Source organism: Bradyrhizobium sp. 197, from assembly GCF_023073375.1.
Classification (GTDB): Bacteria; Pseudomonadota; Alphaproteobacteria; order Rhizobiales; family Xanthobacteraceae; genus Bradyrhizobium.
This window is the reverse complement of record NZ_JADPJJ010000009.1, coordinates 170,534-196,962: the sequence shown is the minus strand read 5'-3', so window position 1 is coordinate 196,962 and position 26,429 is coordinate 170,534. Positions and strand designations below refer to the sequence as shown.

The following is a 26,429-nucleotide window of genomic DNA, read 5'->3' as shown; positions in this document are numbered from 1 at the left end:
GCGCCGGACAAATGAGAGACTGACCGCATGAGCCGAGCCGCCACCAATTTGCAAATCGATTCCGCCCGCCTCTGGGGCTCCATCCACGAGACCGCGCAGTTCGGCGCCACGGCCAAGGGCGGCGTGCGGCGGCTGACGCTGAGCGCAGAAGACAAGCAGGTGCGCGACTGGTTCCGCAAGGCCTGCGAGGACGCCGGCTTAGAGGTGCACACCGATGCGCTCGGCTCGCAGTTCGGCCTGCGCAAGGGCCGCGACATGTCGAAGCTGCCCGTCGGCATCGGCTCGCATCTCGACACCCAGCCCACCGGCGGCAAGTATGACGGCATTCTGGGAACGCTCGGCGCGCTCGAAGTGATCCGTACGCTGAACGACGCCGGCATCGAGACGGAGGCGCCGATCTGTGTCGTCAATTGGACCAATGAAGAAGGCTCGCGCTTCGCCCCCGCGATGATGGCCTCCGCAGCCTATGTCGGCGACTTCACCACTGATGACATTCTGTCGCGCAAGGACGTCGAAGGCGTCACTGTCGGGCAGGCACTCGACGGCATCGGCTATCGCGGCGACAAGCCTGTCGGCTTTCAGAAGCTCGGCTGCTTCGTCGAGTTGCACATCGAGCAGGGTCCGATCCTTGAGGCTGAGAGCAAGACCATCGGCGTGGTCGATTCCGGCCAGGGTGTGCTCTGGTACGACGGCAAGATTACCGGCTTCGAGAGCCATGCCGGATCGACGCCGATGCCGTTGCGGCGCGATGCACTCGCCACGCTCTCCGAGATCGTGCTGGCAATGGAGGCCATCGCCAGCAAGCACGGGCCGAAGGCTGTCGGCACCATCGGCGAGGCCGTGATCGCAAACCCCTCGCGCAATGTCATTCCCGGCGAGATCGCCTTCACCATGGATTGCCGCAGCGCCGATGGCGCGATCATGGACGCGCTCGATCGCGATTTGCACGCTGCCATTGCCGAGATCGCCACGCGCCGCAAGGTCGAGGTCAAGATCGACCTCGTCTGGCGCAAGCCGCCGACGCATTTCGATCCGAAGCTGATTGCAGCGGTGGAGAACGCAGCGAAGACCCTCGGCTATTCCTCTCGCCGCATCACCTCGGGCGCCGGCCACGACGCCTGCAACCTCAATACCGTCATGCCGGCGGCGATGGTGTTCGTGCCCTGCAAGGACGGCATTAGCCACAACGAGCTGGAGGACGCCACGCAGCCCGACTGCGCGGCCGGCACCAACGTATTGATGCACACCGTGCTGGCGATCGCCGGCGTCGCGTCCTGACCGGAGAAAACCATGCGCGGAGTTTTCGTCGACGCCAATGAAGCTCTCGCCGTGATCATGGAGCGGCTGGAGCAACCGGGCGATCCCAAGGTGCGTATCCACAGGGATCCCGACATCAAGCCCGAGCAATATCCTGAGATCCTCGACGGCGCCGAAATCGCGATCGTCGATCACACCGCGCTGCCGACCGAGGTCGCGAAGAAGTGCGCAGGGCTGAAGCACGTGGTGTTCCTCGGCACCGGTGCGCGCAGCTACATGAATCCGGAAGAGCTCGCCGAGCTCGGCATCTCCGTGCACCTGATCAAGGGCTATGGTGACACGGCGGTCGCAGAATCCGCGATCGCGCTGATGTGGGCCTCGGCCCGCGTCATCGCGATGATGGATCGCGAGATGCGCGGCGGCAACTGGCTGCGCGAGGATGGCATGCAGCTCACCGGCAAGACGCTCGGCCTGATCGGCTTCGGCGGCATCGCCGCCGAGGTCGCACGCATTGCCTCGGGCAGCGGCATGAAGGTGATTGCCTGGAACCGCTCGCCCAAGAGCCATCCGGGCGTCGAATTCACCGATCTCGACAAATTGCTGGCGCGAGCCGATGTCGTGTCGCTGCATCTGCTGCTCAACGACGAGACCCGCGGCATGATCACCCGCGAGATGATCGCGAAGATGAAGCCGGGCGTCATCCTCATCAACACCGCCCGCGCCGCCGTCGTCGACGAGACCGCCATGATCGACGCGCTGAAGTCGGGCCACATCCGCCATGCCGGCCTCGATGTTTTCAACATCGAACCCCTGCCCGGCGATCATCCGCTGACGAAGATTCCGAACGTGACGCTGTCGGCGCACTCGGCCTTCCGCACGCCGGAAGCAAGTGAGAACCTGATCGAAGCGGCGTGGGTCCACTGCCGCCGGATCGTGAAAGGATAAGAGCAATAACAATGGCCGACTATCGCACCATCAAGGCACAGCCGCTCACCAACGTCGTCCGCGCCATTGTCAAGGCCGGCGGCTCCACGGACCGCGAGGCCGAGCTCGTATCCACGAACCTCGTCGAGGCCAACCTCAGGGGACATGACTCGCACGGCGTCGGCATGATCCCGCGCTACGTCCAGAGCGTCACCACGGGCGGCCTCGCCGTGAACCAGCACGTCAAGATCGTGCTCGACACTGGTCCGCTTCTCACCCTCGACGGCCTCACCGGCTACGGCCAGGTGATCGGCCATGAAGCGATGGAGCTGGCGGCAGAGCGCGCCAAGCGCAACGGCGTGTGTCTCGTCGGCCTGTCGAACTCGCACCACATCGGCCGCATCGGCCACTGGGCCGAGCAGTGCATCGGCCACGGACTGGTATCGATTCACTTCGTCAACGTGATCTCGCGCCCGATCGTGGCGCCCTGGGGCGGCAGCGATGCGCGCCACGGCACCAACCCCTTCTGCGTCGGCATCCCGCGCAGAGGCAAAGAGCCGATCGTGCTCGACTTCGCCACCAGCAGGATCGCGCAGGGCAAGACGCGTGTCGCCCACAACAAGGGCGTCGAGCTCGAACCCGGCACCATCATCGACAATGAAGGCAAGCCCACCGTCAATCCGCGCTACACCGTGATCCCGCCGCACGGCGCCATCCTGCCGTTCGGCGAGCACAAGGGTTCGGGGCTCGCGCTGGTGTGCGAAATCCTCGGCGGCGCGCTCTCCGGCGGGCAGGTGGTCAAGGGCCCGTCCGACGGCAAGCACAACGTCCTCAACGGCATGCTCTCGATCATCATCGACCCGGGCAAGCTCGGCACCGGCGAGAACCTGGCGCGCGAGGTCGAGGGCTTCGTCGCCTGGCACACCGGCTCGCCGCCGGCCCCCGGCGTCGACAAGGTGAAGATCGCCGGCGACCCTGAGCGTGAGACGAAGCAGAAGCGTCTGGCGGAGGGGGTTCCGGTTGATCCGACCACCTGGCAGGAGATTCTGGAAGCCGGGAAGAAGTTTGGGCTGGATCAGGCGGCGATCGAAAAGATCGCGGGGTAGCTCCATGTCGTCCCGGCGAAGGCCGGGACGGCCACCCCGCGGTTAGCGGATCGAACTAATCCACCATCTCCGCGACTGCCTTGCCGCAAGCCGTGGTGTCAGCATTGCCGCCCAGGTCCTTGGTGCGGAGCGTGCGCTCGGCCAGCGTGCGCTCGATCGCATCGACAATCGACTTGCCGGCTTCCTTCTCACCGAGATGCTCGAGCATCATCGCGCCCGACCAGATCGCACCGATCGGGTTCGCAATTCCCTGCCCCGCGATATCTGGCGCCGAGCCGTGCACCGGCTCGAACACCGACGGGAAATTGCCCTCGGGGTTGATGTTGCCTGACGGCGCGATGCCGATGGTGCCGGTGCAGGCGGGGCCGAGATCGGACAGGATGTCGCCGAACAGATTGGAGCCGACCACGACGTCGAACCAATCCGGATGCAGCACGAAGTTCGCCGTCAAAATGTCGATGTGGTACTTGTCCCACTTCACGCCCGGAAACTTCTTGGCCATCGCCTCTACGCGCTCGTCCCAATAGGGCATGGTGATGGAGATGCCGTTCGACTTGGTCGCCGAGGTCAGGTGCTTCTTCGGCCGCGACTGCGCGAGCTCGAAGGCGAATTTCAGGATGCGGTCGACGCCGATGCGGGTCATCACTGTCTGCTGCGTCACGAACTCGCGGTCGGTGTCCGGGAACATGCGGCCGCCGACGGACGAATATTCGCCTTCGGTATTCTCGCGCACCACCCAGAAATCGATCTCGCCCGGCTTGCGATTTGCCAGCGGCGACGGCACGCCCGGCATCAGCCGCACCGGACGCAAATTCACATACTGATCGAACTCGCGGCGGAATTTGATCAGTGAACCCCACAGCGAGACGTGATCCGGAATCTTGGCCGGCCAGCCGACCGCACCGAAGTAAATGGCATCGTGCTTGCCGATCTTGTCCTTCCAATCGTCCGGCATCATCTGGCCGTGCTTCTCGTAATAGTCCCAGGACGAGAAGTCGAAATGATCGAAATGAAGAGACACCCCGTGCTTCTTCGCTGCGGTCTCCAGAACGCGCAGACCCTCCGGCATCACTTCCTTGCCGATGCCGTCACCGGGAATGACCGCGATCCGGTATTGTTTCTTGCTCATCGAGAACGTCCTTGATTGGTCCGGCAGCCGCCGCCTTTTTGACCGCACTGCAATGGACCAAACGCGGCGGCAGTGCAACGCTGCACTGCAATGTTGACCATGGCGCGGCCAACCGCCTACTGATTTCATCCTGTTCTCACCGAGCGAGTAACTTCCATGGATCTGCATCTGCGTGGTAAGCGCGTCCTGATCACGGGTGCGTCCAAGGGCATCGGCGCAGCCGCCGCCGAGGCCTTTGCCGAGGAAGGCTGCCATCTCCTCCTCGCCGCCCGCAATGGCGATCAGCTCAAGGCGCTGGCCGAGCGCCTGCGCTCCGCCCATCAGATCGATGCCGCGACGAGCATTGTCGATCTGCGCAAGACTGAGGATTTGGCGCGGCTGGCGAAGGAGGCCGCCGACATCGACGTGCTCGTCAACAATGCAGGCGACATCCCCGGCGGCTCCATCGACAAGATCGACGAGGCGACCTGGCGGCACGCCTGGGAATTGAAAGTGTTCGGCTACATCAACCTCACGCGCATGATTTACGCGCAGATGAAGGCAAAGGGCGGCGGCGTGATCGTCAACGACATCGGCGCGGCCGGCGAGAAGTTCGACGCCAACTACATTTGCGGCAGCGCCGGCAATGCCGCGCTGATGGCCTTCACCCGCGCGCTCGGGGGCAAGAGCCTCGCCGACAACATCCGCGTGGTCGGCATCAATCCCGGCCCGGTCGGCACCGACCGTCACGTCACCCTGCTGAAGACGCGGGCAAAGCACCAGTTCGGCGACGAGAGCCGCTACAAGGAATTCCAGAAGAGCCTGCCGCTCGGCAGGCCGGCGCATGCCCGCGAAATCGGCGACCTCATGGCGTTCCTGGCGTCGGATCGCGCCGGCTATACATCGGGCGTCATCTATACGGTGGATGGCGGCATCAGCGCGGGATGGGGTTGAGTTTTTCTGTCATTGCGAGCGACGCGAAGCAATCCAGAATCTTTCCGCAGACAGACTGGATTGCTTCGCTGCGCTCGCAATGACGGTTCAATAAGCACAGGAGTAAAATAATTGTCTCAGGATCTGATCCGCGAAACCGCCTGCGTCGTCGTCGACAAGCTGCGATCCGGCGAGGTCTCGCCGCTGGAGCTGCTGGATGCGCTGGAGAAGCGCATCGGTGAAGTCGACGGCAACGTCAATGCGCTGCCGACGCTGTGCTTCGATCGCGCGCGGGATAGCGCCAAGGCGCTGATGCAGAAGCCGGCCGGCGCGCGCGGATTGCTCGCAGGCCTGCCGGTGCCGATCAAGGACCTGACCGATGTTGCAGGCGTGCTGAACACCCAGGGCTCGCCGATCTACAAAAACAATATCCCAGCGAAGTCCGACCTCATGGTCGAGAACCTCGAAGCCAATGGTGCGGTCGTCTACGCCAAGTCCAACACGCCGGAATTCGGTGCCGGCGCCAACACCTTCAACGAGGTATTCGGCGCGACCCTCAACCCCTGGGACATTTCGAAATCCGCCGCCGGCTCCTCCGGCGGCGCGGCGGTGGCGCTCGCGACCGGCATGGCCTGGCTCGCACAGGGCTCGGACATGGGCGGCAGCTTGCGCAGCCCCGCGAGCTTCTGCGGGATCGTCGGCATGCGACCGAGCATCGGCCGCGTCGCGCACACGCCGAAAGCGGGCATCGACCGCAATCTCGGCGTGCAGGGCCCGATGGCACGCAATGTCGAAGACCTCGCGCTGCTGCTCGATGCAATGAGCGGCGATTATGCCGCCGACCCGCTGTCGCTGCCGGCGCCCGCGACCTCGTTCCTGACGGCCGCACGCTCGGGCAAAAAGCCGAAGCGCATCGCCTACTCCGCTGATCTCGGCATCACCCCGGTCGACCCCGAAGTCAAGGCGCTCACGCGCAAGGCGGCGGAACGCTTTGCCGAAGCCGGTGCCATCGTCGAGGAGGCGCATCCGGATTGGCGCGAGGCGCATGAGTGCTTCCACGTGCTGCGCGCGTTCGACTTCGCGATCAGCAAGGCGCAGCTGCTCCGCACCAAGCGCGACCTGCTCAAGCCCGAGGTGATCTGGAACATCGAGGAAGGTCTCAAGCTCACCGTCGAGCAGCTCGAGCGCGCCGAAGCGCAGCGCGTCGGCATGACCGCACGTGCAGTCGAGTTCTTCCAGACCTACGATCTGCTGCTGGTACCGACGACGATCGTGCCGCCGTTCCCGATCGAGAACCGCTATGTCGCCGAATGCGCGGGCAAGAGGTTCGACAATTACGTCGAATGGCTCGGCATCGTCTACGCCATCACGCTCGCCTGCTGCCCGGCGTTGTCGCTGCCGTGCGGCTTCACGGCGTCGGAACTTCCGGTTGGTGTGCAGGTGGTCGGCGCGCCCCGGAGCGACGCTGACGTGCTCGCGGGCGCGAAGGTGCTGGAGGATATTCTGGGTCTGCGGGGCACGACGCCGATTGATCCAAAAGTGAAGAAGTAACTTCTCGAGCCCCGGACGAGCGGCAGCGCTGACGCGTTGCACCTCGTCCGGGGCACGAGATATCTAGCCCGCGCGCGTCGCCTCCAAACTCCGGCTATACCGCGACATCGCGAAGCAGAAGACAAAATAGATGGCGGCGACGAAGATGTAGACTTCGACGGAGAATTGCTGCCACGCGGGATCGATGATCGCGGTCTTCGCCGTCGTCAGCAGGTCGAAGATACCGATGATCAGGACGAGGCTGGTGTCCTTGAAGAAGGCGATGAAGGTGTTGACCAGCGGCGGGATGACGTGGCGGATCGCCTGCGGCAGGACGATCAGCCGGTTCTTGCGCCAATAGGACAACCCCAGCGCATCAGCGGCCTCATACTGTCCGCTCGGCACGGCCTGAAGGCCGCCGCGGATGACTTCGGCAAGATAGGCACCTGCGAACAGGATGATAGCGATCTGCGCGCGCAAGAGCTTGTCGATGTTGAATCCGGCAGGCATGAACAGCGGAAACATCACGCTCGCCATGAACAACAGACTGACCAGCGGCACGCCGCGGATCAGCTCGACATAGAGCACGCTGAGCGAGCGGATTGCCGGCAGCTTCGAACGACGGCCGAGGGCAACCAGGATGCCGAGCGGGAAGCCGAACGCGAGACCGAACGTCGCCAGGATCAGCGTCACCGGCAAGCCGCCCCAACGGTCCTGCGAGACGAACGACAAACCGAACACGCCGCCCCACATCAGCACGCTGATCAGCGCCAGCGCTCCGATCCAGAGATAGGCCAGTTCGCGCCGCCATAAGGCGCGGCGGGTGGAGAGATAGAACAGGGCGATGAAGAGCAGCACCGCCAGCGCCGGCCGCCACTGCTGGTCGAACGGATAGGTGCCAAACAGGATGAAGCGGTACTTTTCGGGTATGATCGCCCAGCACGCGCCGACGCCGCGCACTGCGCGGCAGGCACTGGAATCGTTCGCCGGCGTCAACCAGACTGCGTTCGCGATTCCCCACAGCACTAAGCTGAAGACACCCTTGGCGAGCACCGCCAGCAGCACGACCGAGAGGATGCCGTTCGGAATCGACGAGAACAAATTGGTGCGCAGCCAGCGCAGCACCGGGTTGCCGATTTGCGGGCGACGGGCGGCGCGCGGTGCTTCCGGAATGTCGGCGATCGCCGTCATGATCAGCGCTCCACCAGCGCGATGCGCGAATTGTACCAGTTCATGAAAAAGCTGATGCCGAGGCTGATGGTGAGGAACACCGCCATGATCAAAGCAATCGCCTCGATCGCCTGGCCGGTCTGGTTCAGCGTGGTGTTGGCGATCGAGACCACGTCCTGATAGCCGATCGCCACCGCGAGCGAAGAGTTCTTGGTCAGGTTGAGGTACTGGCTGGTCATCGGCGGCACGATCACCCGCAACGCCTGCGGCAGGATGATCTGCCGCAGCATGAAGCTGCGGCGGAGGCCAAGCGCATTGGCGGCATCCCACTGGCCGCGCGGCACCGACTGAATGCCGCTGCGCACGATCTCGGCGATGAAAGCCGAGGTATAGGTGACGAGCGCGATCACGAGCGCAAAATATTCGGGCGCGAGCGTCAGTCCACCGACGAAGTTGAAGCCGCGCAACTCGGGCCATTCGATGATCCAGGATACGCCGAGCAGTGCGGACACGAGCGCCGGCAGCACGACAATGAGGCCAAGCGCGAAAGGCCAGGCCGGCCGTGGCTTGCCGTCGCGCATCTGTAGTGAGATCAGCCGTCGCTGGATGACATAGAACACGACAAGCCCGAGCACTGCTGTGCCGAGCACCCAAAGCTGCGGCCTCCCGGTTGGAATCGCCGGCAGGATCAAGCCCCGATTGGAGAGGAACACGCCATCGATCGGCCGAAACGCCGCGCGTGCGGCCGGCAGTGCCTGCATCAGCACATACCAGAACAAAAGCTGGAGCAGCAGCGGGATATCGCGGAGCGTTTCCACATAGACAGCGGCAAGCCGCGACACCAACCAGTTCGCGGACAAGCGCGAAATACCGATCAGCGTACCCAAAATGGTTGCGAGCACGATGCCAATTACGGCAACGCGCAAGGTGTTGGCGATGCCGACGACGAAGGCCCAGAGATATGAGTCTCTTGGATTGTAGGCGAGCAGGCTGTCGGCGATGGGCATGCCAGCCTCACGGCCGAGGAACGCAAATCCGGTCGTGATGCGGCGCGCGGAAAGATTAGTGACCGTGTTGGACCAGAGGAAGACGATGACCGCGACCGCGATCCCGACCACCAGGACCTGCCAGAACAGGTCTTTCAGCTCGCGTCGCCCGAAAGCACCGAACAAGCGGCGGCGCGGCGGCGGTCTCGGAGCGTCTGACGTCACAGCACAAAAATCCTTCTCAAGACGGCGATTTCCGGCGGCGCACGTCAACTGTTGCACCAAACTCTACTTCGTGCAACAAATGTTTCATGGCCGAGCCCGCGAAATCCTCGCCGCTGAGCGAACTGCGCATTGCATTGCCGTCGCTCCCGATGCGGTTGCAGGAGGTCGGGCGTTTCGTCGCGGCCAACGATTACGACGCCACCACGCGTTCGATGCGCGATCTCGCAGCGGTTGCCGGCGCCGATCCGGCCGCGTTCACGCGGCTTGCGAAAGCCATCGGCTATTCGGGCTGGGACGAATTGCGCGCGGCGCTGACGGAGGCGCGGCGGCCCTCGCAGATCGCGCCCTTCTCCGGCCGCGCCAAGAGCCGCCGTCACGGGCCGAACGCCGATGTCGCGCTCGTCACCGACAAGCTCGAGGCCGAGGCCGCTGGCCTCCCGCGCATTCCGGCCCAGCCGATCGCGGAAGCGGCCCGCGCACTTCATGACGCCAAGCGGATCTGGATCACAGGCTACCGGAGCTGCCGCAGCGTCGCTGAGCTGCTGAACTACGAGCTCCGGCTGTTTCGTCCCGAACAGGTGCAACTCGTCGGTGCGTCGGGCCCCGACGATCTCGACCTCGGCGCGTTCCGGCCCGGCGAAGCCGTCATCGTCATCGGCTTCATGCCCTATACACATGCGAGCGTCCGCGTCGCGCAGGCCGCCTATCGTGCCGGCGCGACCCTGATCGCGATTGCGGATAGCCCATCGGCGCCGATGGCCGAAGGCGCCGACCACGTGCTGCTGTTCGAGGCGGCCTCCTCTCCCGGCTTTTTCCCGAGCCTCACCGGTGCCATTGCGATCGCACAATCGCTCGCTGCCGTGACATTTTCGCTCGGCGGCATGGCCGCAAAGAAGCGCCTGGAAAATACCGAGGCGCGACTGGCCGCGGCCTCCACTTACGTTCCAGAGAAAGGTTGACCCATGGCCGCTCGCACCAGCCGCGTGCTGCACCGTTCGTTGCGCGAAACGCCGCCCAAGGCGATCGGCGGCGAAGGCGTCTATCTCCTGGCCGAGGACGGCCGCCGCGTGATCGACGCATCCGGCGGTGCGGCGGTGTCCTGCCTGGGCCATCAGCATCCGCGCGTGATCGCAGCGATAGCGAAGCAGGCCTCGACGCTGGCCTATGCGCACACCGCTTTCTTCTCCTCCGAGCCGGCCGAGGCGCTGGCCGAACTGCTGGTCGGCCACGAGCCCGGCGGCCTCGCTTATGCTTATTTCGTCAGTGGCGGATCGGAGGCGATCGAAGCCAGCATCAAGCTCGCGCGGCAATATTTCATCGAGCGTGGCGAGCCGCAGCGGCAGCATTTCATCGCACGGCGCCAGAGCTATCACGGCAACACGCTGGGCGCGCTGGCCGCCGGCGGCAATGCGTGGCGACGTGCGCCCTATGCGCCGCTGCTCTCCGACGCTTTCAGCCATGTGACCCCGGCCTTCGCCTATCACGAGAAACACGATGGTGAATCAGATGCGCAGTTTGTGGCGCGCCTCGCCGCCGAACTTGAAGCCGAGTTTCAGCGGCTCGGCCCTGAGACCGTCGCGGCGTTCCTCGCCGAGCCCGTCGTCGGCGCGACCGCCGGTGCCGTGACGGCGCCGGATGGATACTTCAAAGCGGTCCGCGAGATCTGCAATCGACATGGCGCACTGCTCATCCTTGATGAGGTCATGTCCGGCATGGGCCGCACCGGCACCACGCATGCATGGGAACAGGAAGGCGTCGCGCCCGACATCCAGGCGATCGCGAAGGGCCTCGGCGGCGGCTACCAGCCGATCGGCGCGATGCTTGCCAGCGGAAAGATCATCGACACGATCCGTGCGGGCTCCGGTGCGTTTCAGCACGGCCATACTTATCTCGCGCATCCCCTCGCCTGCGCCGCCGCACTCGAGGTGCAAAACGTGATCCGCGAGGACGGCCTGCTCGAACGCGTCAAGGAGCGCGGCAAGCAGCTCGAGCAGCGGCTGACCGAGCGCTTCGGCAACCACCGCCATGTCGGCGACATCAGGGGTCGCGGGCTGTTCTGGGCGATCGAGCTCGTCGCCGATCGCGCCGGCCGCAGCTCGTTCGATCCGGCGTTGAAGCTGAACCAGAAGATCAAGGCGGAGGCCTTTGCCAACGGGCTCGGCTGCTATCCCGGCGGCGGCACCGTGGACGGGGTCCGCGGCGACCACGTGCTGCTGGCACCGCCCTATATAAGTTCGGCTGACGAGATCGACCTGATCGTCGACAAGCTCGGCACCGCCGTCGACCACGTGTTGCGTAGTGTCAATCATTGAGGGGAGAGTAATATGATGAGGAAAGTGGTTATCGCAGCGAGCGTGCTCGCGGCATCGACGGTGGTCGCATCGGCCGCGACGCTCGACACGGTGAAGAGCCGCGGCACGCTGATATGCGGTGTCAGCGCCGGTTTTGCCGGCTTCTCCGCGCCGGACTCGCAAGGCAATTACAAGGGTCTCGACGTGGATTATTGCCGCGCCCTCGCCGCCGGCGTGCTCGGCGATGCGAGCAAGGTGCGTTACGTCTCGCTGACCGCGCAGAACCGCTTCACCGCGCTCCAGTCCGGCGAGATCGACGTGCTCTACCGCAACTCCACGCAGACCTATCTGCGCGGCGTGACGCTGGGCCTGCGGCAGGGCCCGATCAACTTCTACGACGGCCAGGGCTTTGTCGTGAAGAAAGACCTCGGCGTGAAGGAGATCAAGGATCTCAAGGGCGCCACCGTCTGCGTCGCCCAGGGCACCACGCATGAGGTCACGCTCGGCGACTACGGCCGGGCGAATGGCATCGACTGGAAACCGCTGGTGTTCGACCGCGTCGACACGATGTACCAGACGTTCTTCGGCGGCCGTTGCGATGCCATGACCCAGGACGCTTCCGCGCTCGCAGGTGCCGTGACGACCGCGGCGCCGAATCCGGCCGACTACGTCGTGCTGCCGCAGACCATCAGCAAAGAGCCGCTCGGCCCCTTCACCCGCAACGGCGATGAGGTCTGGAGCGACATCATCACATGGCTGCATTACGGGCTGATCGAGGCCGAAGAGCTTGGCGTCACGCAAGCCAATGTCGACGAGATGGCGAAGTCGCAGACACCGGCGATCCAGCGCCTTCTGGGCGCCTCCGGCGATCTCGGCTCGCGGCTGGGGCTCGACAATAAATGGCTGGTCACGGCAATCAAGGCCACCGGCAATTACGGCGAGATCTACGAGCGCAATGTCGGCAAGGCGAGCCCGCTCAAGCTCGAGCGCGGCCTCAACGGCCTCTGGAGCAAGGGCGGATTGATGTACGCGGTGCCGTTCAAGTAAAGGCCTCGCGTGTCCCGGACGCGCCGCAGCGTGCAACGCTGCCGCGCTGAGCCGGGACCTCGCCGCGACAATGGGCCCCGGCTCTGCAGCGCCATGCGCTGCGTCCGGGGCACGAAACCTTCCATCGGGTAACGTTCAATGACGACGTCTCCTCGCATCGCCCTGATCCACGCCCTCAAGCATTCTATCGCCCCGATCGAGGCGGCGTTCGCGAAGGCGTGGCCAGAGGCGAGGCTGATGAACCTGCTCGACGACAGCCTGTCGGCTGATCTCGCGCGTGACGGCAAGCTCAACAATGCCATGACCGAGCGCTTCCTTGCGCTCGGCGACTACGCCGCGGCGACCAGCGCGGATGCGATCCTGTTCACCTGCTCGGCCTTCGGTCCCTGCATTGAGGCGGTTGCGCGCGCGCATGCGCCGATGCCGGTGCTCAGGCCGAACGAAGCCATGATCGAACGGGCGGTGACGATGGGCCAGCGGATCGGCCTGCTCACGACCTTCCCGCCCACGCTGGCCTCGATGCCGCCGGAATTTCCGGCCTCCGTCAAGATCGTGCCGAAACTTGCCGAAGGCGCGCTGGCCGCGCTCGACCGCGGCGACCGCGCGACACATGACCGGCTGATCGTGGAAGCCTCACGTGACTTACGCGATTGCGACGTCGTCGCGCTCGCGCAGTTCAGTATCGCGGCGACTGCGCCTCTCGTGGCGGAGGCTAGCGGCCGCCCTGTCGTGACCACGCCCGACAGCGCCGTCGAGAAGCTGATGAAGCTGTTGGTGGCGAAGGATTAAGTGCCAGCCTTTTTCCGGCGCCGCGCGGCCTTGATCGCCGCCGCAAGCGCTGCCTTCGTTTCGCTGACAAAATCCTCCACCAGCTCCTCGCGCGTGGCATGCGCCGCCTCACCGGTGAACAGGCCCTGCTCTGCCAGCATCACCACGCCGTGCAGCGCCGCCCAGATCTTGAGCGCGTGCCGCTCGCGCAAATAGCCGACCGCGGGCGCTTCAAGAGCTTCCACCACGAGCGCAAATGTCTCGTGCGTGGCCTCACGCAACTCGCTGCCCTTGGGCGCGCAGGACACAGTGCGCGAAGCGAACATCAACCGGTAGATGCCACTGCGGTGCAGACCGAAATCGAGCGTCGCCTGCGCCAGCCGCGATAATTTCGATTGCTTCGACGGCTTTGCCATCGCGGCCCGCAAAATCGCGCTGAGCAGCCGGAACGCCTGCGCCGTCACCGCCTCAAGCAGCGCCTCGCGATCGGCAAAATGCCGGTAGGGCGCCGGCTGGGAGACGCCGAGCTGCTTTGCAAGCGCCTTGATGCTGATCGCCTCCGTTCCGCCCTGCTCCGCTTCGCGTAGCGCAGCCTTGATCAGGGCGTCCCGGAGATCGCCATGGTGGTAGGTGTTCTCGGGTTTTCGGGCAAGTTGTGAACGCATGTTGCGCAGAGCTTATAAGTTTGTGCTTGACAGGGGAAGCCTGCCGCGAATGTAATAGGCTATAACTTAGAAGAAGCGGCAATGCCGTGACAAAATTGACAAGAGGAACGCGCACCCTTCGGGTTCACGCGCGCACGACCGAGGAAGCCGCCATGACAGAGCGACTGAGGATTCACGTCGATCCCGACAAATGCCAGGGGCACGCGCGCTGCAAGGCGCTGGCGCCGGAGCTGTTCGAGCTCGACGAATACGGCAACGCCCACGAGGCCGGCGACGGCACGGTCCCGCCCGGCCTCGAAGACAAGGCCTGGCTTGCCAAATCCAATTGTCCGGAAATCGCAATCGACGTGATCGAGGAGTAGCGCACCGCCTGCCGCCCCGCGTGCCTTTCTTGAACACGAGCCCCTAGGGATTCACTGATATGTCCGACGTCAGCCAACCCGCCGCCCATCCGCCCGTGACCGATTGGGTCCATGATTTCGACCACACCGATCCGCAATGGACGGAAGATCCCTTCCCGATCTGGGACGAGCTGCGCGCCGCAGGCCCGGTCGTGCACACCGAACGTTTTCTCGGCTGTTACATGCCGACGACCTATGAGGCCGTACGCGAGATAGCCAACGACAGCGAGCATTTCTCCTCGCGCCGGATCATCGTCCGCGACGTGCGGCCGGAAATCACCAGCAGGAACTCCGCCCCGCCGATCACCTCCGATCCGCCGGTGCACAAGCCCGCCAAGCAATTGCTTCTGCCGCCGTTCACGCCGGACGCGATGAAGAAGCTGGAGCCGCGGATGCGCGCGATCTGCAACGAGTTGATCGACGGCTTCATCGCCGAACGTCGGCTAGACGCGGCGGAGCGCTACACCAAGCACATTCCGGTGCGGGCAATCGCGCACATGCTCGGCATTCCTGAGTCCGACAGCGATCTCTTCATCAAATGGATCCACATGATCCTGGAGCTCGGCATCAAGGACGAGACCATGCTGCTTCAGGCCGTGCACGAGATGAGCGCTTACTTCGGCGCCCACATCGAGGCCCGCAAGAACAAGCCGACCGACGATCTGATCTCCTACCTGATGAATGCCAGGGACAAGGAAGGCAATCCGCTCGAGGATTCACACGTGCTGGGCTCGCTGCGACTGCTCCTGATAGCCGGCATCGACACCACCTGGAGCGCGATCGGCTCCTCACTCTGGCACCTCGCCCGGACGCCCGCCGATCGCGAGCGACTGATTGCCGAGCCCGGGCTGATCCCGAACGCGGTGGAGGAGCTGCTGCGCGCCTATTCGCCGGTGACGATGGCGCGCGAAGTGGTCAAGGAGACCACGATCTCGGGCTGCCCGGTCAAGCCAGGCAACATGGTGCTGCTGTCCTTCCCGGCCGCGAACCGCGACCCAAAGATTTTTCCGGATGCTGACAAGGTTGTGATTGACCGCCGCGAGAACCGCCACGCCGCTTTCGGCCTCGGCATCCACCGCTGCGTCGGCTCGAACCTTGCGCGCATGGAGATGCAGGTCGCGCTGGAGGAATGGCTGAAGCGAATTCCGGACTTCGCCCTCGATCCGGCAGGCACGGTGACCTGGTCACAGGGAACCGTCAGAGGCCCCCGCCAGTTGCCATTTTTGCTTGGAAAGGCGATGTAGACCTTTCCAAACAGCGATACGGAGAGGCCGGGCGTGACAGAGCAAGCAATCAAACCGGCCTCCGACCGCATTGACATCTCTGACGCCAAGCGCCGGATCAAGGCAATCTTCATCGGTTCGATCGGCAATCTCGTCGAGTGGTACGACTTCTACGCCTATACCGCGTTCGCGCTCTATTTCGCTCCCGCCTTCTTTCCCGGCAGCGATCCAGTCGTGCAGCAATTGAATGTCGCCGTGGTATTCGCGGCGACGTTCCTGATGCGCCCGTTGGGCGGCTGGTTGTTCGGCTATATCGCCGATCATTACGGGCGGCGCATCTCGCTGACGCTGTCGGTCGTCTTCATGTGCTTCGGCTCGCTGATCATCGCGTTGACGCCGACCTATGCCTCGATCGGCTTTGCCGCACCGGTGATCCTGGCGCTGGCCCGCATCATCGAGGGCCTGAGCCTCGGCGGCGAGTACGGCGCCAGCGCGACCTATCTCAGCGAGGTCGCTGATCCCAAACGTCGCGGTTTCTATTCGAGCTTTCAGTATGTCACACTGATCGGCGGCCAGCTCACGGCGATCATCGTGCTGCTGCTTCTGCAAAAAGTCTTCCTCACGCCGGAGGAACTGAGAGCCTGGGGCTGGCGTATCCCGTTTGCGATCGGTGCGGCGCTCGCGATCTTTGCCGCAGTGATGCGGCGCGGCCTGCATGAGACCGAAGCCTTCGAGGAAGCCAGGAAGGTTGTGAAGCCGACCGGCTCGCTTACCAACCTGCTGCGCTATCCCCGCGAACTGCTGCTGGTGGTCGGCCTGACCGCAGGCGGCACCGCGGCGTTCTACACCTTCACCACCTACATGCAGACGTTCGTGAAGCTTTCGGTCGGGCTGACCGAGGACCAGACCACCTTCGTGATCTTCGGCACGCTGATTTTCGCGACCATCCTGCAGCCAATCTATGGTGCGATCTCCGACAAGATCGGCCGCAAGCCGTTGCTGATCTTCTTCGGTGTCGCAGGCACGCTCGCAACCGTGCCGCTGCTGATGACGCTGAAGGAGACCAAGTCGCCGTTCATCGCGTTCATACTGATCTGCGCGGCCTGGCTGTTCGTCGCCGGTTACACCTCGATCAACGCGGTGGTAAAGGCCGAGCTGTTCCCGACCAATGTCCGCGCCCTCGGCGTCGGCCTGCCCTATGCGATCACGGTCTCGCTCTTCGGCGGCACGGCGCCGGCGATCGCACTCTATTTCAAGAGCATCGGGCGCGAGGAGTGGTTCTACTACTATCTCGCCAGCGTCATCTGCCTGTCGCTGATCATCTATTCCACCATGCGCGACACCAAGCACGCCTCCGCGATGCATCGCCACGAGTAGCTCATGGCCGAGGACAACGAGCCGCCCGACAGCAAGCTGACGCGCACCAAAGAAAAATGGGCGCGCGAAGGCCGCTTTTTGACCGGCAAGATCACGCGCCCGGAAGAGCAGCGCCTGCCGCCCGGCCAGCATCTGACAAAGGACTGGCCGGTGCTCGATCTCGGGGTCGTGCCGCCGGTTTCGCGCGAGCGCTGGCGGCTCGACGTCTACGGCGCAATCGAGAACCCGGTGTTCTGGACCTTCGCCGATTTCGTCGCCCAGAAGCAAGCGCAGTTCACTTCCGACATCCATTGCGTGACGACATGGTCGCGGTACGACAATGAATGGGAAGGGCTCGCGACCCGCGAGCTGCTCGCTGCCTGCCAGCCGCGCGACGACGCGCGCTTCGTGGTGCTGCATTCTTCTGACGGCTACACCACCAATCTCGCGCTGGACGACTTTGCCGCCGAGGATGCACTCCTCGCTCATAGCTGGTCCGGCCAGCCATTGTCGGACGAGCATGGCGGCCCGGTGCGGCTGGTCGTGCCGCATCTGTATTTCTGGAAGAGCGCCAAATGGCTCCAGGCCATCGAATTCCTGACCGCGGATGCGCCGGGCTTTTGGGAAGTCCGCGGCTATCATAACCGCGGCGATCCCTGGGCCGAACAGCGCTATTCAGGCGATTAGGTTCAAGCAAGAACGAGGAAAGCCCATGCCGACAGAGCGCTTTCAATTCACCGGCGAAGGCGGCCATCAACTTTCGGCCGCACTGGAGCTACCCGACGGCGAGCCCGCGGCCTTCGCACTGTTCGCGCATTGCTTCACCTGCGGCAAGGACACGCTGGCCGCCAAGCGCATCTCGGTCGCGCTCGCCGCCAAAGACATCGCCGTGCTGCGCTTCGACTTCACCGGGCTCGGCTCCAGTGAAGGGGATTTCGCCAATTCAACGTTCTCCTCCAACGTCGCCGATCTCGTGCGCGCGGCGGATCATCTGCGTCGCGTCCGAAAGGCACCGTCCATCCTGATCGGTCACAGCCTCGGCGGCGCCGCGATCCTCGCGGCAGCCGGACACATTCCGGAAGCCAAGGCGGTTGCGACCATCGCGGCACCATCCGATCCCGCCCACGTCACCGGTCTGTTCAAAGAGCATATCGACACCATCCGTGCGCAGGGTGAGGTCGAAGTCTCGCTGGCGGGACGCCCGTTCCGGATCAAGCGCGAATTCCTCGACGACATCGCCGAGCACGAGCTGATGAAGGACGTCACCGGCCTGCACAAGGCCCTGCTGGTCATGCATTCTCCGGTTGACGATACCGTCGGCATCGACAATGCGACGAGGCTCTTTGTCTCGGCCAGGCATCCCAAGAGCTTCGTCTCGCTCGACCATGCCGATCATCTCCTGACCAAGCCATCCGACGCCCTCTACGCGGCCGACCTGATCGCGGCTTGGGCGAGCCGGTACATCGACACAGCCAACCCCGCGAAGGCGATGGACCTCCCTGAGGCACCGCGCCAGGTCGTGGTGCAGGAGACCCGCAAGAGCAAATTCAACCAGACCATCTCCGTCGGTCCGCATCGCCTGATCGCGGACGAACCGGTCGCCGCCGGCGGCGATGATGCCGGTCCTGGTCCCTATGATTTCCTGCTTGCCGGTCTCGGCGCCTGCACCTCCATGACCATGCGCCTTTATGCCGACCGCAAGTCGCTGCCGCTCGATCGTGTCACCGTCACGCTGAAACATTCCAAGATCTACGCAAAAGACTGTGCCGAGTGCGAGACACGCGATGGCATGCTCGACCAGATCGAGCGCGACATCGCGATGGACGGCACACTCGATCCCGAGCAGCGCAAGAAGTTGATGGAAATCGCCGACAAGTGCCCGGTGCACCGGACCCTGACCTCGGAAGTCCGCATCGTGACGAAGGCTGTGGACTAGCGCGCTAGAAGCACGACACCATCGTCCGCAGCGCCGCGGTGATCTCGCTTTCGCGCCAGGCCGCGAAGCCAAGCAGCAGGCCGTGATCGCAGGGACGGTCGAGCGCAAGGCTGGACAAAGCCCGCGTTTCAACCCCTGCAGCGACCAGCCGCTTTACCGCCGCCTGATCGGCCCGACCGCGCTTGAGGCGCGCGACGAGCTGGATGCCGCCCGGGGGCACTTCGACCGAGAGAACCTCGCCGAGATGACGCTCCAGTCCCTCGACGAGGTGATCGCGGCGGACGTGATAGAGCCGGCGCATCCGGCGCAGATGCGCCAGGAAATGCCCGTCGGCAACGAATTCGGCCAGCGCTTCCTGGATGTGGCTCGCGGCGATCAGCCCGATGTGCCGCTGCGCGATTTCCAGGGTGTTGACCAGTGCCGGGGGAACGACGAGATAGCCGAGCCGGATATCCGAGGTCATCGCCTTCGAGAACGTGCCGACATAGAACACGCGGCCATGGGCATCGAGCCCCTGCAAGGCCGGCACCGGCCGGCTGTCATAGTGGAATTCGCCGTCGTAGTCGTCCTCCACAATCCAGGTCTTGCCGGGCCTGCTCAGGCCAAGAAATTCGGTGCGGCGCGGGAGTGACATCAGGCGGCAGGTCGGGTGCTGGTGCGACGGCGTCATGAAGATCAATTTCGGGGCCGCCAGTCCCGGAATCCGCTGCATGCCCTGTTCGTCCAACCTCATCCCGAACACGCGCGCGCCGGATGCGCGGAAGGCCGCCGTGGCGCCGGGATAGCCGGGGTCCTCCACCCAGACGTCGTCGCCGGGCGTGATGACGGCAGCCGCAATCAAGGTCAGCGCAGCCTGCGCGCTCGGCAGAATCAGGATTTGATCCGCCTTGGCGCGAACGCCCCTGCTGGTCGCGAGATAATGCGCCAGCGCCTCGCGCAGGCGCGTCCGGTTGACCGGCCCGAGCTCGCGCTTGGCCGCGCGCACGGCGCTGCGGCGCAGGCAGCGCGCCCAGACCTCGTTCGGAAACTCCCTGAAATCGCCGTGTCCGGGACGCAAGGGTCTTGGTTGCGCCTGATACGACATCGGCCAGTCGGTCTGCGTGAGGCTCGAAGCCCAAGGTGAAAGCCGCGGCTTGCTGGCGCGCACGCGAGCTGCAACGGCGTCCGTTTTCTCGATGCGCTCGCCGTCGACCGTGACCATCGGACGGCGCCCATGCGAGGCCTCGAGATATCCCTCGGCGGCAAGCTGCTCGAAGGCATAGGTGACGGTGTTGCGCGAGACGCCGAGATCGTTCGCAAGCCGGCGGCTCGACGGCAGCGTGCGGCCTTTGCCGAGACGGCCGGTCGCGATCAAGCTTCGGAGCTGGCTCGTCAGTTGAGCCACCAGCCCCTCCTCGTCAGCCCGCTTAAGGTCGAGCAGGGCGGAGATCATGCCTTCCGAAACTGGCACCTTATTCCTCTACAATCTGGCACTTTTTCAGGCTCCAATTGGGATGCTATCCGCTGAACCGGACTGCTTCAAGGACCTCCAAAATGAACTCCCTGTCACCCCGCGTGGCCGTTGGCCTGTTCCTCATCGTCGTGCTGGCCTGGGGCATAAACTGGTCGGTGACCAAGCAACTGGTGCAGTTCGTCCCGCCGCTGTGGAGCGCGGCGATCCGGAGCTGGATCGCGCTGATCGGCCTCGCCGCGATCCTCGGGCTGAGCAACAACCTGGTGATCCCGGACCGGCGTGACATTCCGGTCGTGCTCAGCGTTGCACTGCTACACATGACGTTGTTTTCGGTTCTGGTTGCGTCGGGTCTGCGCTTCCTGCCCGCAAGCAAGGGCGTCGTGCTCGGCTACACCACGCCGCTCTGGGTCGCGCTCGCTGCACCCCTGCTAGGAAAGGACACCCTGACGGCGCCAAAGCTCGCCGGCGCGCTGCTCGGGCTGATCGGCCTTGTCGTCATCCTGAACCCGGCCTCGATCGACTGGACCAATGCAAACGTCGTGCTCGGCGCCGGCATGGTGATCCTGGCCGCGATCTCCTGGGCCGCGAACATCATCTATATCCGCGCGCATCGCTGGATTGCGTCCCCGCTCCAGCTCCTGATCTGGCAGGTGCTCGTGGCGACAATCGTGCTGTCAGTGAGCGCGACAATCGCGGATGGCCTGCCGCATGTGGAGTGGTCGTGGAGGCTCGTGTTGCTGTTCCTGTATTCGGGGCTGATCGGAACGGTGCTGGCCTACTGGGCGATGTCGATGGTGAACAAGAGCATCTCGGCCCTGACGACTTCGCTCGGTACCACCGCAACGCCGCTCGTCGGCATCGCCGGCGCCGCGATCCTGCTGGGTGAGCCGATCGACATGAGTCTTGTGTTCGCGGCCGCGCTGATCGTCACCGGCATCGCTCTCGCGACGCTCGGCGATCGCCTGCTGCGCGGTCAGGCCACCGCGAGAGGCTGAACGCGCAGGACTCCGCGCAGGCCCGCCGCGGTGCCGAGCAGGATGCCGGCGACAGCGACGAACGAGCCCAGCGCGAGCGTCGACACACCAGTGAGCCCTTGCCCGATCGAACAGCCGAAGGCCATCACGCCGCCGATGCCCATTAGGGCGGCGCCGCCCGCCGATCGCAGCATGTGGCGTGGCGAGGAATAGCCTTCGAGATGGAATCGGCCTGTAACAAGCGCGGTGGCGAGACTGCCAGCGAGGACGCCGGCAACTGTCGCAATGCCGAAATTGAGCGTCAGGCCGGTCGAGAGCATGGCGTATTGCAGCGCATCCGCGATCGGCGCGATGAAGGTGAGCGAGGTCACCGGCACCGGGTTGAAGTCATCCGCGCCGAGATAGCCGGTGACGAACCAGCCGCCGGCGACGAGGAGACCGACGATGCCACCGGCTGCGATCTGGCCGGGCGAACGCCGGAACGGTGGGTGTGCGAAAGCAAACAGGATAAGCACAACGACGATGACAGCAGCAGCAATCGTGCGCGAAGCCGCTTCTGCCGGACCGAACGTCGCCAACAGTGACGGCAGCGAATTCAAGTGGACCGTGGTTTGCGAGGCCTGCACCAGCGCGATGCGCGCCGGCGCGATCAGACCCTTGAGCGTCATCTGCGCGGCAATGGCCAGCACGACCACCACGACGAAGGAGCGGAGATTGCCGCGGCCGAGCAGCACCAGCGCCCGCGAGCCGCAACCGTTCGACAGCAGCATGCCGTAGCCGAACAGCAGACCGCCGAGGAACAGCACCGGCACCGAAAAGGATTGTTGCAGATAGATCGATTTGCTGAGATCGACCATGCCGTTGCCGGCGAAGAATTGGCTCGCGGCGGTCGCAATCGCGATCGCCAGCGCATAGGTCCGCACCAGCCGCCCGTCCCCTTCCGCCAGCCAGCCGCGCATGCTGCTCATCAGGCAGAAGCCGCTGAGCAGTCCAACGGCGCCGTAAACGAGGCCAATGACGAGGCCGGCGAGGATGACAAGTTGGGTGGATGACTCCATGATCAAGGCTTCAGGATCACGCGATCACGCGACGAGCCGGCAACGGCGACATAGGCCTCCTTTGCGCGTTCGAGCGGATAGACGGCGTTCGCCTTGATCGGGAACGGCTTCAGGTGCCCGCTCGCAAAGCCCGGGCCGAGGTCACGCAGCACAGCGCCTGTCGCGGCCGACGGCAGGCCGAGCGTGTCGATGCCGACATAGGTGTGCTGCCCGCGGTAAAATTCGAGGATGTTGAACTGCACGATGCGGTCGATGGCGGCGATCAGGATCTGGCGGCCGCGAAGTGCGAGCGACTTATGTGCCGCCTGGAAATAGGGATCGCCGACCGTGTTGAAGACGATGTCGGCGCCTTTGCCATCTTTCAACTCACGCACGCGCGTGGCGACATCGGTGGCGGAAGCGTCGATCACCTCGATCGCCGCGTTGGCATGGCCCTCATAAGCTTCCGCCTTGCGCACCACGCCGACGACGCGCGCGCCCTGCCAGGTCGCGATCTGCACCGCCGCTTGACCGACCTTGCCGTTGACGCCGAACACCAGCACCGTTTCGCCGGGCTTTGGAATGCCGGCGCGGCGAAAGCCCTCCATGGCGGTGACGAAGGGCACGCCGATGCTGGCGGCCTCCTCCCAGGACACGGTCTTCGGCTTGTCGACCACTGCGTCAGATTCAACGACGAGATGGCTGGCGTGGGTGCCGTCGCGGCGGATGCCGAGATCGCCGGAGGAGCCGAACACCTCGCGGCCGATCGTACCGGACGGCCCGTCGATCACCACGCCGGCGTAGTCGCGGCCGGGCGTGCGCGGGAACACAGCATAAGGCATCAGCCCGGTCGCGGCCTTGACGTCGGACGGATTGACGGCGGCGGCCTTGACCTCAATCAGGAGATCATTCGGACCGCGCGTGAGCGTATGACGTTCGACGCCAAGGGCAAGCGTGGCGGCGTTCTCGGCCTTGGCATTGAGGCGCACGCAGCGCGCTTCGACGGCTTTGGCATCGGCTATGGACATCGAAAGACCCACGGGACTTCTCGCGGGCCTTGTCGCCTTTGGGGGCGGTCAAGTCAATCCTTCGGCCTCTTGTCGTAGAGGCGCTTGGCCTTGCCGAGCGAGCGCTCCAGCGTGGCCGGCGCAACCACGCTCACCCTGGAGCTGATGCCGATCGTGTTTTTGATTTGGGTCGAGATCCGGCTCGCATGGTCGAGAAGACCCCGGCCGTCCCAACTCTCCGGCCGCGCCTCGGCAATGATGGTCAACTCGTCCATGCGGCCTTCGCGAGTCAGCTCCAGAATGAAATGCCCGCCGCACCAGTCGGTGGCGAGCAGAACCTCCTCGATCTGGGTCGGGAACAGATTGACGCCCCGCAGGATGATCATGTCGTCGGAACGGCCCGTGACCTTCTCCATCCGCCGCATGCCCGGCCGAGCCGTGCCCGGCAGCAGCCGCGTCAGGTCGCGGGTTCGATAGCGGATCACCGGAAATGCTTCCTTGGTGAGCGAGGTGAAGACCAGTTCGCCCTTCTCCCCGTCGGGCAGCACCGCACCAGTTTCCGGATCGATCACTTCAGGATAGAAATGATCCTCCCAGATGTGCAGGCCGTCCTTGGTCTCGATACATTCCTGCGCAACGCCGGGGCCGATCACCTCGGAGAGACCGTAGATGTCGGTCGCGTCCATGTCGAAGGCGTCCTCGATCTCGCCGCGCATCGCGTTGGTCCAGGGCTCGGCGCCAAAGATGCCGACCTTGAGCGAGCATTGACGCGGATCGAGCTTCTGACGCTTGAACTCGTCGAGGATCGCCAGCATGTAGCTCGGCGTCACCGTGATGATGTCGGGCCGGAAGTCATTAATCAGCTGCACCTGCCGCTCGGTCATGCCACCGGAGATCGGCACCACGGTGCAGCCGAGCTTCTCCGCGCCATAGTGCACGCCTAGCCCGCCGGTGAAGAGACCGTAGCCATAGGCATTGTGGATGATCATGCCGGTGCGGCCGCCGGCAGCGCGGATCGAGCGCGCCATTACTTCCGACCAGGTGTCGATGTCGGCCTGCGTATAGCCAACGACGATCGGCTTTCCTGTCGTGCCGGAGGAGGCATGCACACGCACCAGTTTTTCACGGGGCACGGCAAACATGTTGAAGGGATAGTTGTCGCGCAGGTCCGTCTTCACCGTGAATGGAAATTTCGCGAGATCCGAGAGCTCGCGAAACTCCGACGGGTGCACGCCGGCCGCGTCGAAGGCCTTGCGATAATGCGCGACGTTGTCGTAGGCGTGCTTCAGCGACCAGGCCAGCCGCTGCGTCTGGAGCGCCATGATCTCGTCACGCGACGCGCGCTCATGCGCGTCCATTTCGGCGCGATAGGTGTTGCCACCTTCCTTGAGCCTCGTCAGAGCCATCCTCGTTTCCCCATATCATTGGTTTGTTCTTTTTCGTTATTGATCTTGCGCCGGCAGCCACGTACCGGGAATGACCCGCGAATGCCCGCGGAATTCCGCGATGACGGTATCGCCGGCGGTGATGCGCACGTCGTAAATGCCGGAGCGGCCGCCGCGGCTGACTTCGCACGCTTTTGCGACGAGGCGGTCGCCGAGCTTGCCGGGCTTGATGAAGGTGATCTGGCCCTGCGCGGCCACCACGCGTTCATTGTGCGAATTGCAGGCAAAGGCGAACGCGGAATCGGCGAGCGTGAAGATGAAGCCGCCATGGGCGATGCGCTGACCGTTGACCATGTCCGGCCGCACATTCATCGCCAGGGTCGCAAAACCCTGGCCGATCTCGACGATTTCCATGCCGAGGCCCTTTGAGGCATCGTCCTCCGCCCACATCGCATCGGCGCAGGCGCGGGCAACATCCTCAGGCGACAGGGCGGCTTTGACGTTCACGCGCATCTCCCGGCCAATTGCTTACCCGCAATGCTCTGCTGCTTTGCCATAACTGTCAAACGTGGTCGTAGTCGACCACGACCCGCTCCGACGATGGCTTCGCCTGGCAGGTCAGGACAAAGCCGGCCTTCAGCTCCCAGGGTTCCAGCGAGTAGTTGATGTCCATCGGCGCCTCGCCCTCGACCAGTTTTGCACGGCAGGTCGAGCACATGCCGCCCTTACAGGCGAAGGGCAGATCGATGCCGGCGCGCAGTGCGGCATCCAGGATCGCCTCGTCCTCGGCAACCGGCACGTCGCGACGCTTGCCGTCGATGATCAGTGACGCCACCGCTTTCGGCGGCGCGTCGGGCGCAACGATCTTCTTCGGCCGCGGCTTGCCGCCGAACTCGGAGACGAAGCGCTCGACGTGGATACGCTCTTCCGCGATGCCAAGACCGCGGCAGGTCGCCTCGATCTCTTCGCTCATGCCAATGGGTCCGCAGATGAAGATGTGATCGATGCTCGCGGCCGGGACCAGCGAGCGCAGCAGCACCCTGACCTTGTCGCCGTCGAGCCGGCCATGCAGGACCGGAATGTCCTGTTCCTCGCCGGAGATAACGTGGAAGATCGAGAGGCGGTCGATGAAGCGATCCTTGAGCTCTTCAAGCGCCTCGAGGAACATGATGTTGTCGGTCGCGCGATTGCCGTAGAACAGGAAGAAATGGCTGTCCGGCTCGCGCGCAAGCGTGCCCTTGACGATCGACAGGATCGGCGTGATGCCGGAGCCTGCGGCAAAGCCGACATGGATGCGGCCGGCGCCGGCCGGCGGGACCACGCCGAAGCGTCCTGTGGGCGTCATCACGTCCAACTCGTCGCCGCACTTCAAATCGTCCGCCGCCCAGCTCGAGAATGCGCCGCCGTCGACCTTCTTCACGGCGATGCGGATCTCCCCATCGTCAGGACCCGAGCAGATCGAATAGGAGCGGCGCACCTCCTCACCATCAAGCGTGGTGCGGAGCGTGAGGTACTGGCCGGGCGTGAAAGCGTAGTCGCCGGCGAGTTCACCGGGGATAGCAAATGTCAGCGATACGGCGTCGGACGCCTCGCGGCGAAGGTCGTTGACGGCCAGGCGATGGAAGCGCGGTGCGGCTGCTGACATGG

25 protein-coding genes are annotated in these 26,429 nt (G+C 64.4%); 15 read left to right on the top strand and 10 right to left on the bottom strand.

The window, feature by feature from the left end; translation table 11 throughout:
• Positions 1-27: 27 nt before the first annotated feature.
• The 3 genes from IVB27_RS03615 to IVB27_RS03605 are packed head-to-tail and all read left to right on the top strand — an operon-like array spanning position 28 to position 3,287.
• Positions 28-1,278 (top strand): Zn-dependent hydrolase, encoded by a 1,251-nt coding sequence (locus IVB27_RS03615; protein ID WP_247441464.1) that lies wholly within the window; start codon positions 28-30, stop codon positions 1,276-1,278.
• Between the two features lie 12 nt (positions 1,279-1,290).
• Entirely contained in the window at positions 1,291-2,202 is a 912-nt protein-coding gene (locus IVB27_RS03610; protein WP_247441462.1) for an NAD(P)-dependent oxidoreductase, read from the top strand.
• A gap of 11 nt (positions 2,203-2,213) precedes the next feature.
• A complete protein-coding gene (locus IVB27_RS03605) occupies positions 2,214-3,287 on the top strand; it encodes a malate/lactate/ureidoglycolate dehydrogenase (RefSeq protein ID WP_247441460.1) in 1,074 nt (357 codons plus the stop codon).
• A gap of 55 nt (positions 3,288-3,342) precedes the next feature.
• On the opposite strand, the gene IVB27_RS03600 is transcribed toward IVB27_RS03605, so the two are convergent.
• Positions 3,343-4,416, bottom strand: coding sequence for a tartrate dehydrogenase (locus IVB27_RS03600; protein WP_247441458.1), 1,074 nt, complete (start codon positions 4,414-4,416; stop codon positions 3,343-3,345).
• A gap of 156 nt (positions 4,417-4,572) precedes the next feature.
• Here IVB27_RS03600 and IVB27_RS03595 point away from each other — a divergent pair, with 156 nt between their 5' ends.
• Positions 4,573-5,349, top strand: coding sequence for an SDR family oxidoreductase (locus IVB27_RS03595; RefSeq protein WP_247441456.1), 777 nt, complete (start codon positions 4,573-4,575; stop codon positions 5,347-5,349).
• Between the two features lie 111 nt (positions 5,350-5,460).
• Positions 5,461-6,879: an amidase gene (locus tag IVB27_RS03590; RefSeq protein ID WP_247441454.1), complete on the top strand. Its 1,419-nt coding sequence runs from the start codon at positions 5,461-5,463 to the stop codon at positions 6,877-6,879.
• A 63-nt stretch (positions 6,880-6,942) separates the two neighbouring features.
• Here the strand turns inward: IVB27_RS03590 and IVB27_RS03585 are convergent, their stop codons facing one another.
• On the bottom strand, positions 6,943-8,049 hold the full coding sequence (locus IVB27_RS03585; protein ID WP_247349747.1) for an amino acid ABC transporter permease: 1,107 nt from the start codon (positions 8,047-8,049) through the stop codon (positions 6,943-6,945).
• 2 nt (positions 8,050-8,051) lie between these two features.
• The gene (locus tag IVB27_RS03580; protein ID WP_247441452.1) at positions 8,052-9,239 is read right to left on the bottom strand and encodes an amino acid ABC transporter permease; all 1,188 of its coding nucleotides are present in this window, start codon (positions 9,237-9,239) and stop codon (positions 8,052-8,054) included.
• 86 nt (positions 9,240-9,325) lie between these two features.
• On the opposite strand from IVB27_RS03580, the gene IVB27_RS03575 reads away from it, so the two are divergent.
• From IVB27_RS03575 to IVB27_RS03560, 4 genes are all read left to right on the top strand, one after another.
• Positions 9,326-10,198: a MurR/RpiR family transcriptional regulator gene (locus IVB27_RS03575; protein WP_247441451.1), complete on the top strand. Its 873-nt coding sequence runs from the start codon at positions 9,326-9,328 to the stop codon at positions 10,196-10,198.
• Positions 10,199-10,201: 3 nt separating this feature from the next.
• Complete coding sequence (locus IVB27_RS03570) at positions 10,202-11,551, top strand: aspartate aminotransferase family protein (protein ID WP_247441449.1); 1,350 nt, start codon at positions 10,202-10,204, stop codon at positions 11,549-11,551.
• 12 nt (positions 11,552-11,563) lie between these two features.
• Positions 11,564-12,577, top strand: coding sequence for an amino acid ABC transporter substrate-binding protein (locus IVB27_RS03565; RefSeq protein WP_247349742.1), 1,014 nt, complete (start codon positions 11,564-11,566; stop codon positions 12,575-12,577).
• A 138-nt stretch (positions 12,578-12,715) separates the two neighbouring features.
• Complete coding sequence (locus IVB27_RS03560) at positions 12,716-13,366, top strand: aspartate/glutamate racemase family protein (RefSeq protein WP_247441447.1); 651 nt, start codon at positions 12,716-12,718, stop codon at positions 13,364-13,366.
• Here IVB27_RS03560 and IVB27_RS03555 read toward each other — a convergent pair.
• Entirely contained in the window at positions 13,363-14,010 is a 648-nt protein-coding gene (locus IVB27_RS03555) for a TetR/AcrR family transcriptional regulator (RefSeq protein WP_247441445.1), read from the bottom strand. The two genes, IVB27_RS03560 and IVB27_RS03555, sit on opposite strands and share 4 nt — an antisense overlap.
• 152 nt (positions 14,011-14,162) lie before the next feature.
• On the opposite strand from IVB27_RS03555, the gene IVB27_RS03550 reads away from it, so the two are divergent.
• Genes IVB27_RS03550 through IVB27_RS03530 form a run of 5 tightly spaced genes read left to right on the top strand, consistent with a single transcriptional unit; the run spans position 14,163 to position 18,926 of the window.
• The gene (locus IVB27_RS03550) at positions 14,163-14,372 is read left to right on the top strand and encodes a ferredoxin (protein WP_247349739.1); all 210 of its coding nucleotides are present in this window, start codon (positions 14,163-14,165) and stop codon (positions 14,370-14,372) included.
• A 59-nt stretch (positions 14,373-14,431) separates the two neighbouring features.
• Complete coding sequence (locus IVB27_RS03545) at positions 14,432-15,655, top strand: cytochrome P450 (RefSeq protein ID WP_247441443.1); 1,224 nt, start codon at positions 14,432-14,434, stop codon at positions 15,653-15,655.
• Positions 15,656-15,688: 33 nt separating this feature from the next.
• Positions 15,689-17,011, top strand: a complete 1,323-nt coding sequence (locus tag IVB27_RS03540) for an MFS transporter (RefSeq protein ID WP_247441441.1) — start codon at positions 15,689-15,691, stop codon at positions 17,009-17,011.
• A gap of 3 nt (positions 17,012-17,014) precedes the next feature.
• Entirely contained in the window at positions 17,015-17,677 is a 663-nt protein-coding gene (locus tag IVB27_RS03535; protein ID WP_247349736.1) for a sulfite oxidase-like oxidoreductase, read from the top strand.
• Between the two features lie 25 nt (positions 17,678-17,702).
• Positions 17,703-18,926 (top strand): bifunctional alpha/beta hydrolase/OsmC family protein, encoded by a 1,224-nt coding sequence (locus IVB27_RS03530; protein WP_247441439.1) that lies wholly within the window; start codon positions 17,703-17,705, stop codon positions 18,924-18,926.
• A gap of 4 nt (positions 18,927-18,930) precedes the next feature.
• Here IVB27_RS03530 and pdxR read toward each other — a convergent pair whose 3' ends face one another.
• Entirely contained in the window at positions 18,931-20,358 is a 1,428-nt protein-coding gene (pdxR, locus tag IVB27_RS03525) for a MocR-like pyridoxine biosynthesis transcription factor PdxR (RefSeq protein ID WP_247441510.1), read from the bottom strand.
• A 101-nt stretch (positions 20,359-20,459) separates the two neighbouring features.
• Between pdxR and IVB27_RS03520 the strand changes: the two genes are divergently transcribed.
• Positions 20,460-21,374, top strand: a complete 915-nt coding sequence (locus tag IVB27_RS03520; protein ID WP_247441437.1) for a DMT family transporter — start codon at positions 20,460-20,462, stop codon at positions 21,372-21,374.
• Here IVB27_RS03520 and IVB27_RS03515 read toward each other — a convergent pair.
• Genes IVB27_RS03515 through paaE form a run of 5 tightly spaced genes read right to left on the bottom strand, consistent with a single transcriptional unit; the run spans position 21,353 to position 26,427 of the window.
• Positions 21,353-22,411: a YeeE/YedE family protein gene (locus IVB27_RS03515; protein ID WP_247441435.1), complete on the bottom strand. Its 1,059-nt coding sequence runs from the start codon at positions 22,409-22,411 to the stop codon at positions 21,353-21,355. The two genes, IVB27_RS03520 and IVB27_RS03515, sit on opposite strands and share 22 nt — an antisense overlap.
• A gap of 2 nt (positions 22,412-22,413) precedes the next feature.
• The gene (locus IVB27_RS03510) at positions 22,414-23,418 is read right to left on the bottom strand and encodes a quinone oxidoreductase family protein (protein ID WP_247441433.1); all 1,005 of its coding nucleotides are present in this window, start codon (positions 23,416-23,418) and stop codon (positions 22,414-22,416) included.
• A gap of 53 nt (positions 23,419-23,471) precedes the next feature.
• Positions 23,472-24,803 carry a phenylacetate--CoA ligase PaaK gene (gene paaK, locus IVB27_RS03505; protein ID WP_247441431.1) on the bottom strand — a complete coding sequence of 444 codons (1,332 nt, stop codon included), beginning with the start codon at positions 24,801-24,803 and terminating at the stop codon, positions 23,472-23,474.
• Positions 24,804-24,839: 36 nt separating this feature from the next.
• Positions 24,840-25,289 carry a hydroxyphenylacetyl-CoA thioesterase PaaI gene (gene paaI / locus IVB27_RS03500; protein ID WP_247441429.1) on the bottom strand — a complete coding sequence of 150 codons (450 nt, stop codon included), beginning with the start codon at positions 25,287-25,289 and terminating at the stop codon, positions 24,840-24,842.
• Between the two features lie 55 nt (positions 25,290-25,344).
• Positions 25,345-26,427 carry a 1,2-phenylacetyl-CoA epoxidase subunit PaaE gene (gene paaE / locus IVB27_RS03495; protein ID WP_247441427.1) on the bottom strand — a complete coding sequence of 361 codons (1,083 nt, stop codon included), beginning with the start codon at positions 26,425-26,427 and terminating at the stop codon, positions 25,345-25,347.
• Positions 26,428-26,429 lie beyond the last annotated feature (2 nt).

Bases quoted from the DNA above. Each gene is read 5' to 3' on its own strand.
- IVB27_RS03615 (WP_247441464.1), top strand. From the start codon at position 28: ATGAGCCGAGCCGCCACCAATTTGCAAATCGATTCCGCCCGCCTCTGG.
- IVB27_RS03610 (WP_247441462.1), top strand. From the start codon at position 1,291: ATGCGCGGAGTTTTCGTCGACGCCAATGAAGCTCTCGCCGTGATCATG.
- IVB27_RS03605 (WP_247441460.1), top strand. From the start codon at position 2,214: ATGGCCGACTATCGCACCATCAAGGCACAGCCGCTCACCAACGTCGTC.
- IVB27_RS03600 (WP_247441458.1), bottom strand. From the start codon at position 4,416: ATGAGCAAGAAACAATACCGGATCGCGGTCATTCCCGGTGACGGCATC.
- IVB27_RS03595 (WP_247441456.1), top strand. From the start codon at position 4,573: ATGGATCTGCATCTGCGTGGTAAGCGCGTCCTGATCACGGGTGCGTCC.
- IVB27_RS03585 (WP_247349747.1), bottom strand. From the start codon at position 8,049: ATGACGGCGATCGCCGACATTCCGGAAGCACCGCGCGCCGCCCGTCGC.
- IVB27_RS03575 (WP_247441451.1), top strand. From the start codon at position 9,326: ATGGCCGAGCCCGCGAAATCCTCGCCGCTGAGCGAACTGCGCATTGCA.
- IVB27_RS03570 (WP_247441449.1), top strand. From the start codon at position 10,202: ATGGCCGCTCGCACCAGCCGCGTGCTGCACCGTTCGTTGCGCGAAACG.
- IVB27_RS03565 (WP_247349742.1), top strand. From the start codon at position 11,564: ATGATGAGGAAAGTGGTTATCGCAGCGAGCGTGCTCGCGGCATCGACG.
- IVB27_RS03560 (WP_247441447.1), top strand. From the start codon at position 12,716: ATGACGACGTCTCCTCGCATCGCCCTGATCCACGCCCTCAAGCATTCT.
- IVB27_RS03555 (WP_247441445.1), bottom strand. From the start codon at position 14,010: ATGCGTTCACAACTTGCCCGAAAACCCGAGAACACCTACCACCATGGC.
- IVB27_RS03550 (WP_247349739.1), top strand. From the start codon at position 14,163: ATGACAGAGCGACTGAGGATTCACGTCGATCCCGACAAATGCCAGGGG.
- IVB27_RS03545 (WP_247441443.1), top strand. From the start codon at position 14,432: ATGTCCGACGTCAGCCAACCCGCCGCCCATCCGCCCGTGACCGATTGG.
- IVB27_RS03535 (WP_247349736.1), top strand. From the start codon at position 17,015: ATGGCCGAGGACAACGAGCCGCCCGACAGCAAGCTGACGCGCACCAAA.
- IVB27_RS03530 (WP_247441439.1), top strand. From the start codon at position 17,703: ATGCCGACAGAGCGCTTTCAATTCACCGGCGAAGGCGGCCATCAACTT.
- pdxR (WP_247441510.1), bottom strand. From the start codon at position 20,358: ATGATCTCCGCCCTGCTCGACCTTAAGCGGGCTGACGAGGAGGGGCTG.
- IVB27_RS03520 (WP_247441437.1), top strand. From the start codon at position 20,460: ATGAACTCCCTGTCACCCCGCGTGGCCGTTGGCCTGTTCCTCATCGTC.
- IVB27_RS03515 (WP_247441435.1), bottom strand. From the start codon at position 22,411: ATGGAGTCATCCACCCAACTTGTCATCCTCGCCGGCCTCGTCATTGGC.
- IVB27_RS03510 (WP_247441433.1), bottom strand. From the start codon at position 23,418: ATGTCCATAGCCGATGCCAAAGCCGTCGAAGCGCGCTGCGTGCGCCTC.
- paaK (WP_247441431.1), bottom strand. From the start codon at position 24,803: ATGGCTCTGACGAGGCTCAAGGAAGGTGGCAACACCTATCGCGCCGAA.
- paaE (WP_247441427.1), bottom strand. From the start codon at position 26,427: ATGTCAGCAGCCGCACCGCGCTTCCATCGCCTGGCCGTCAACGACCTT.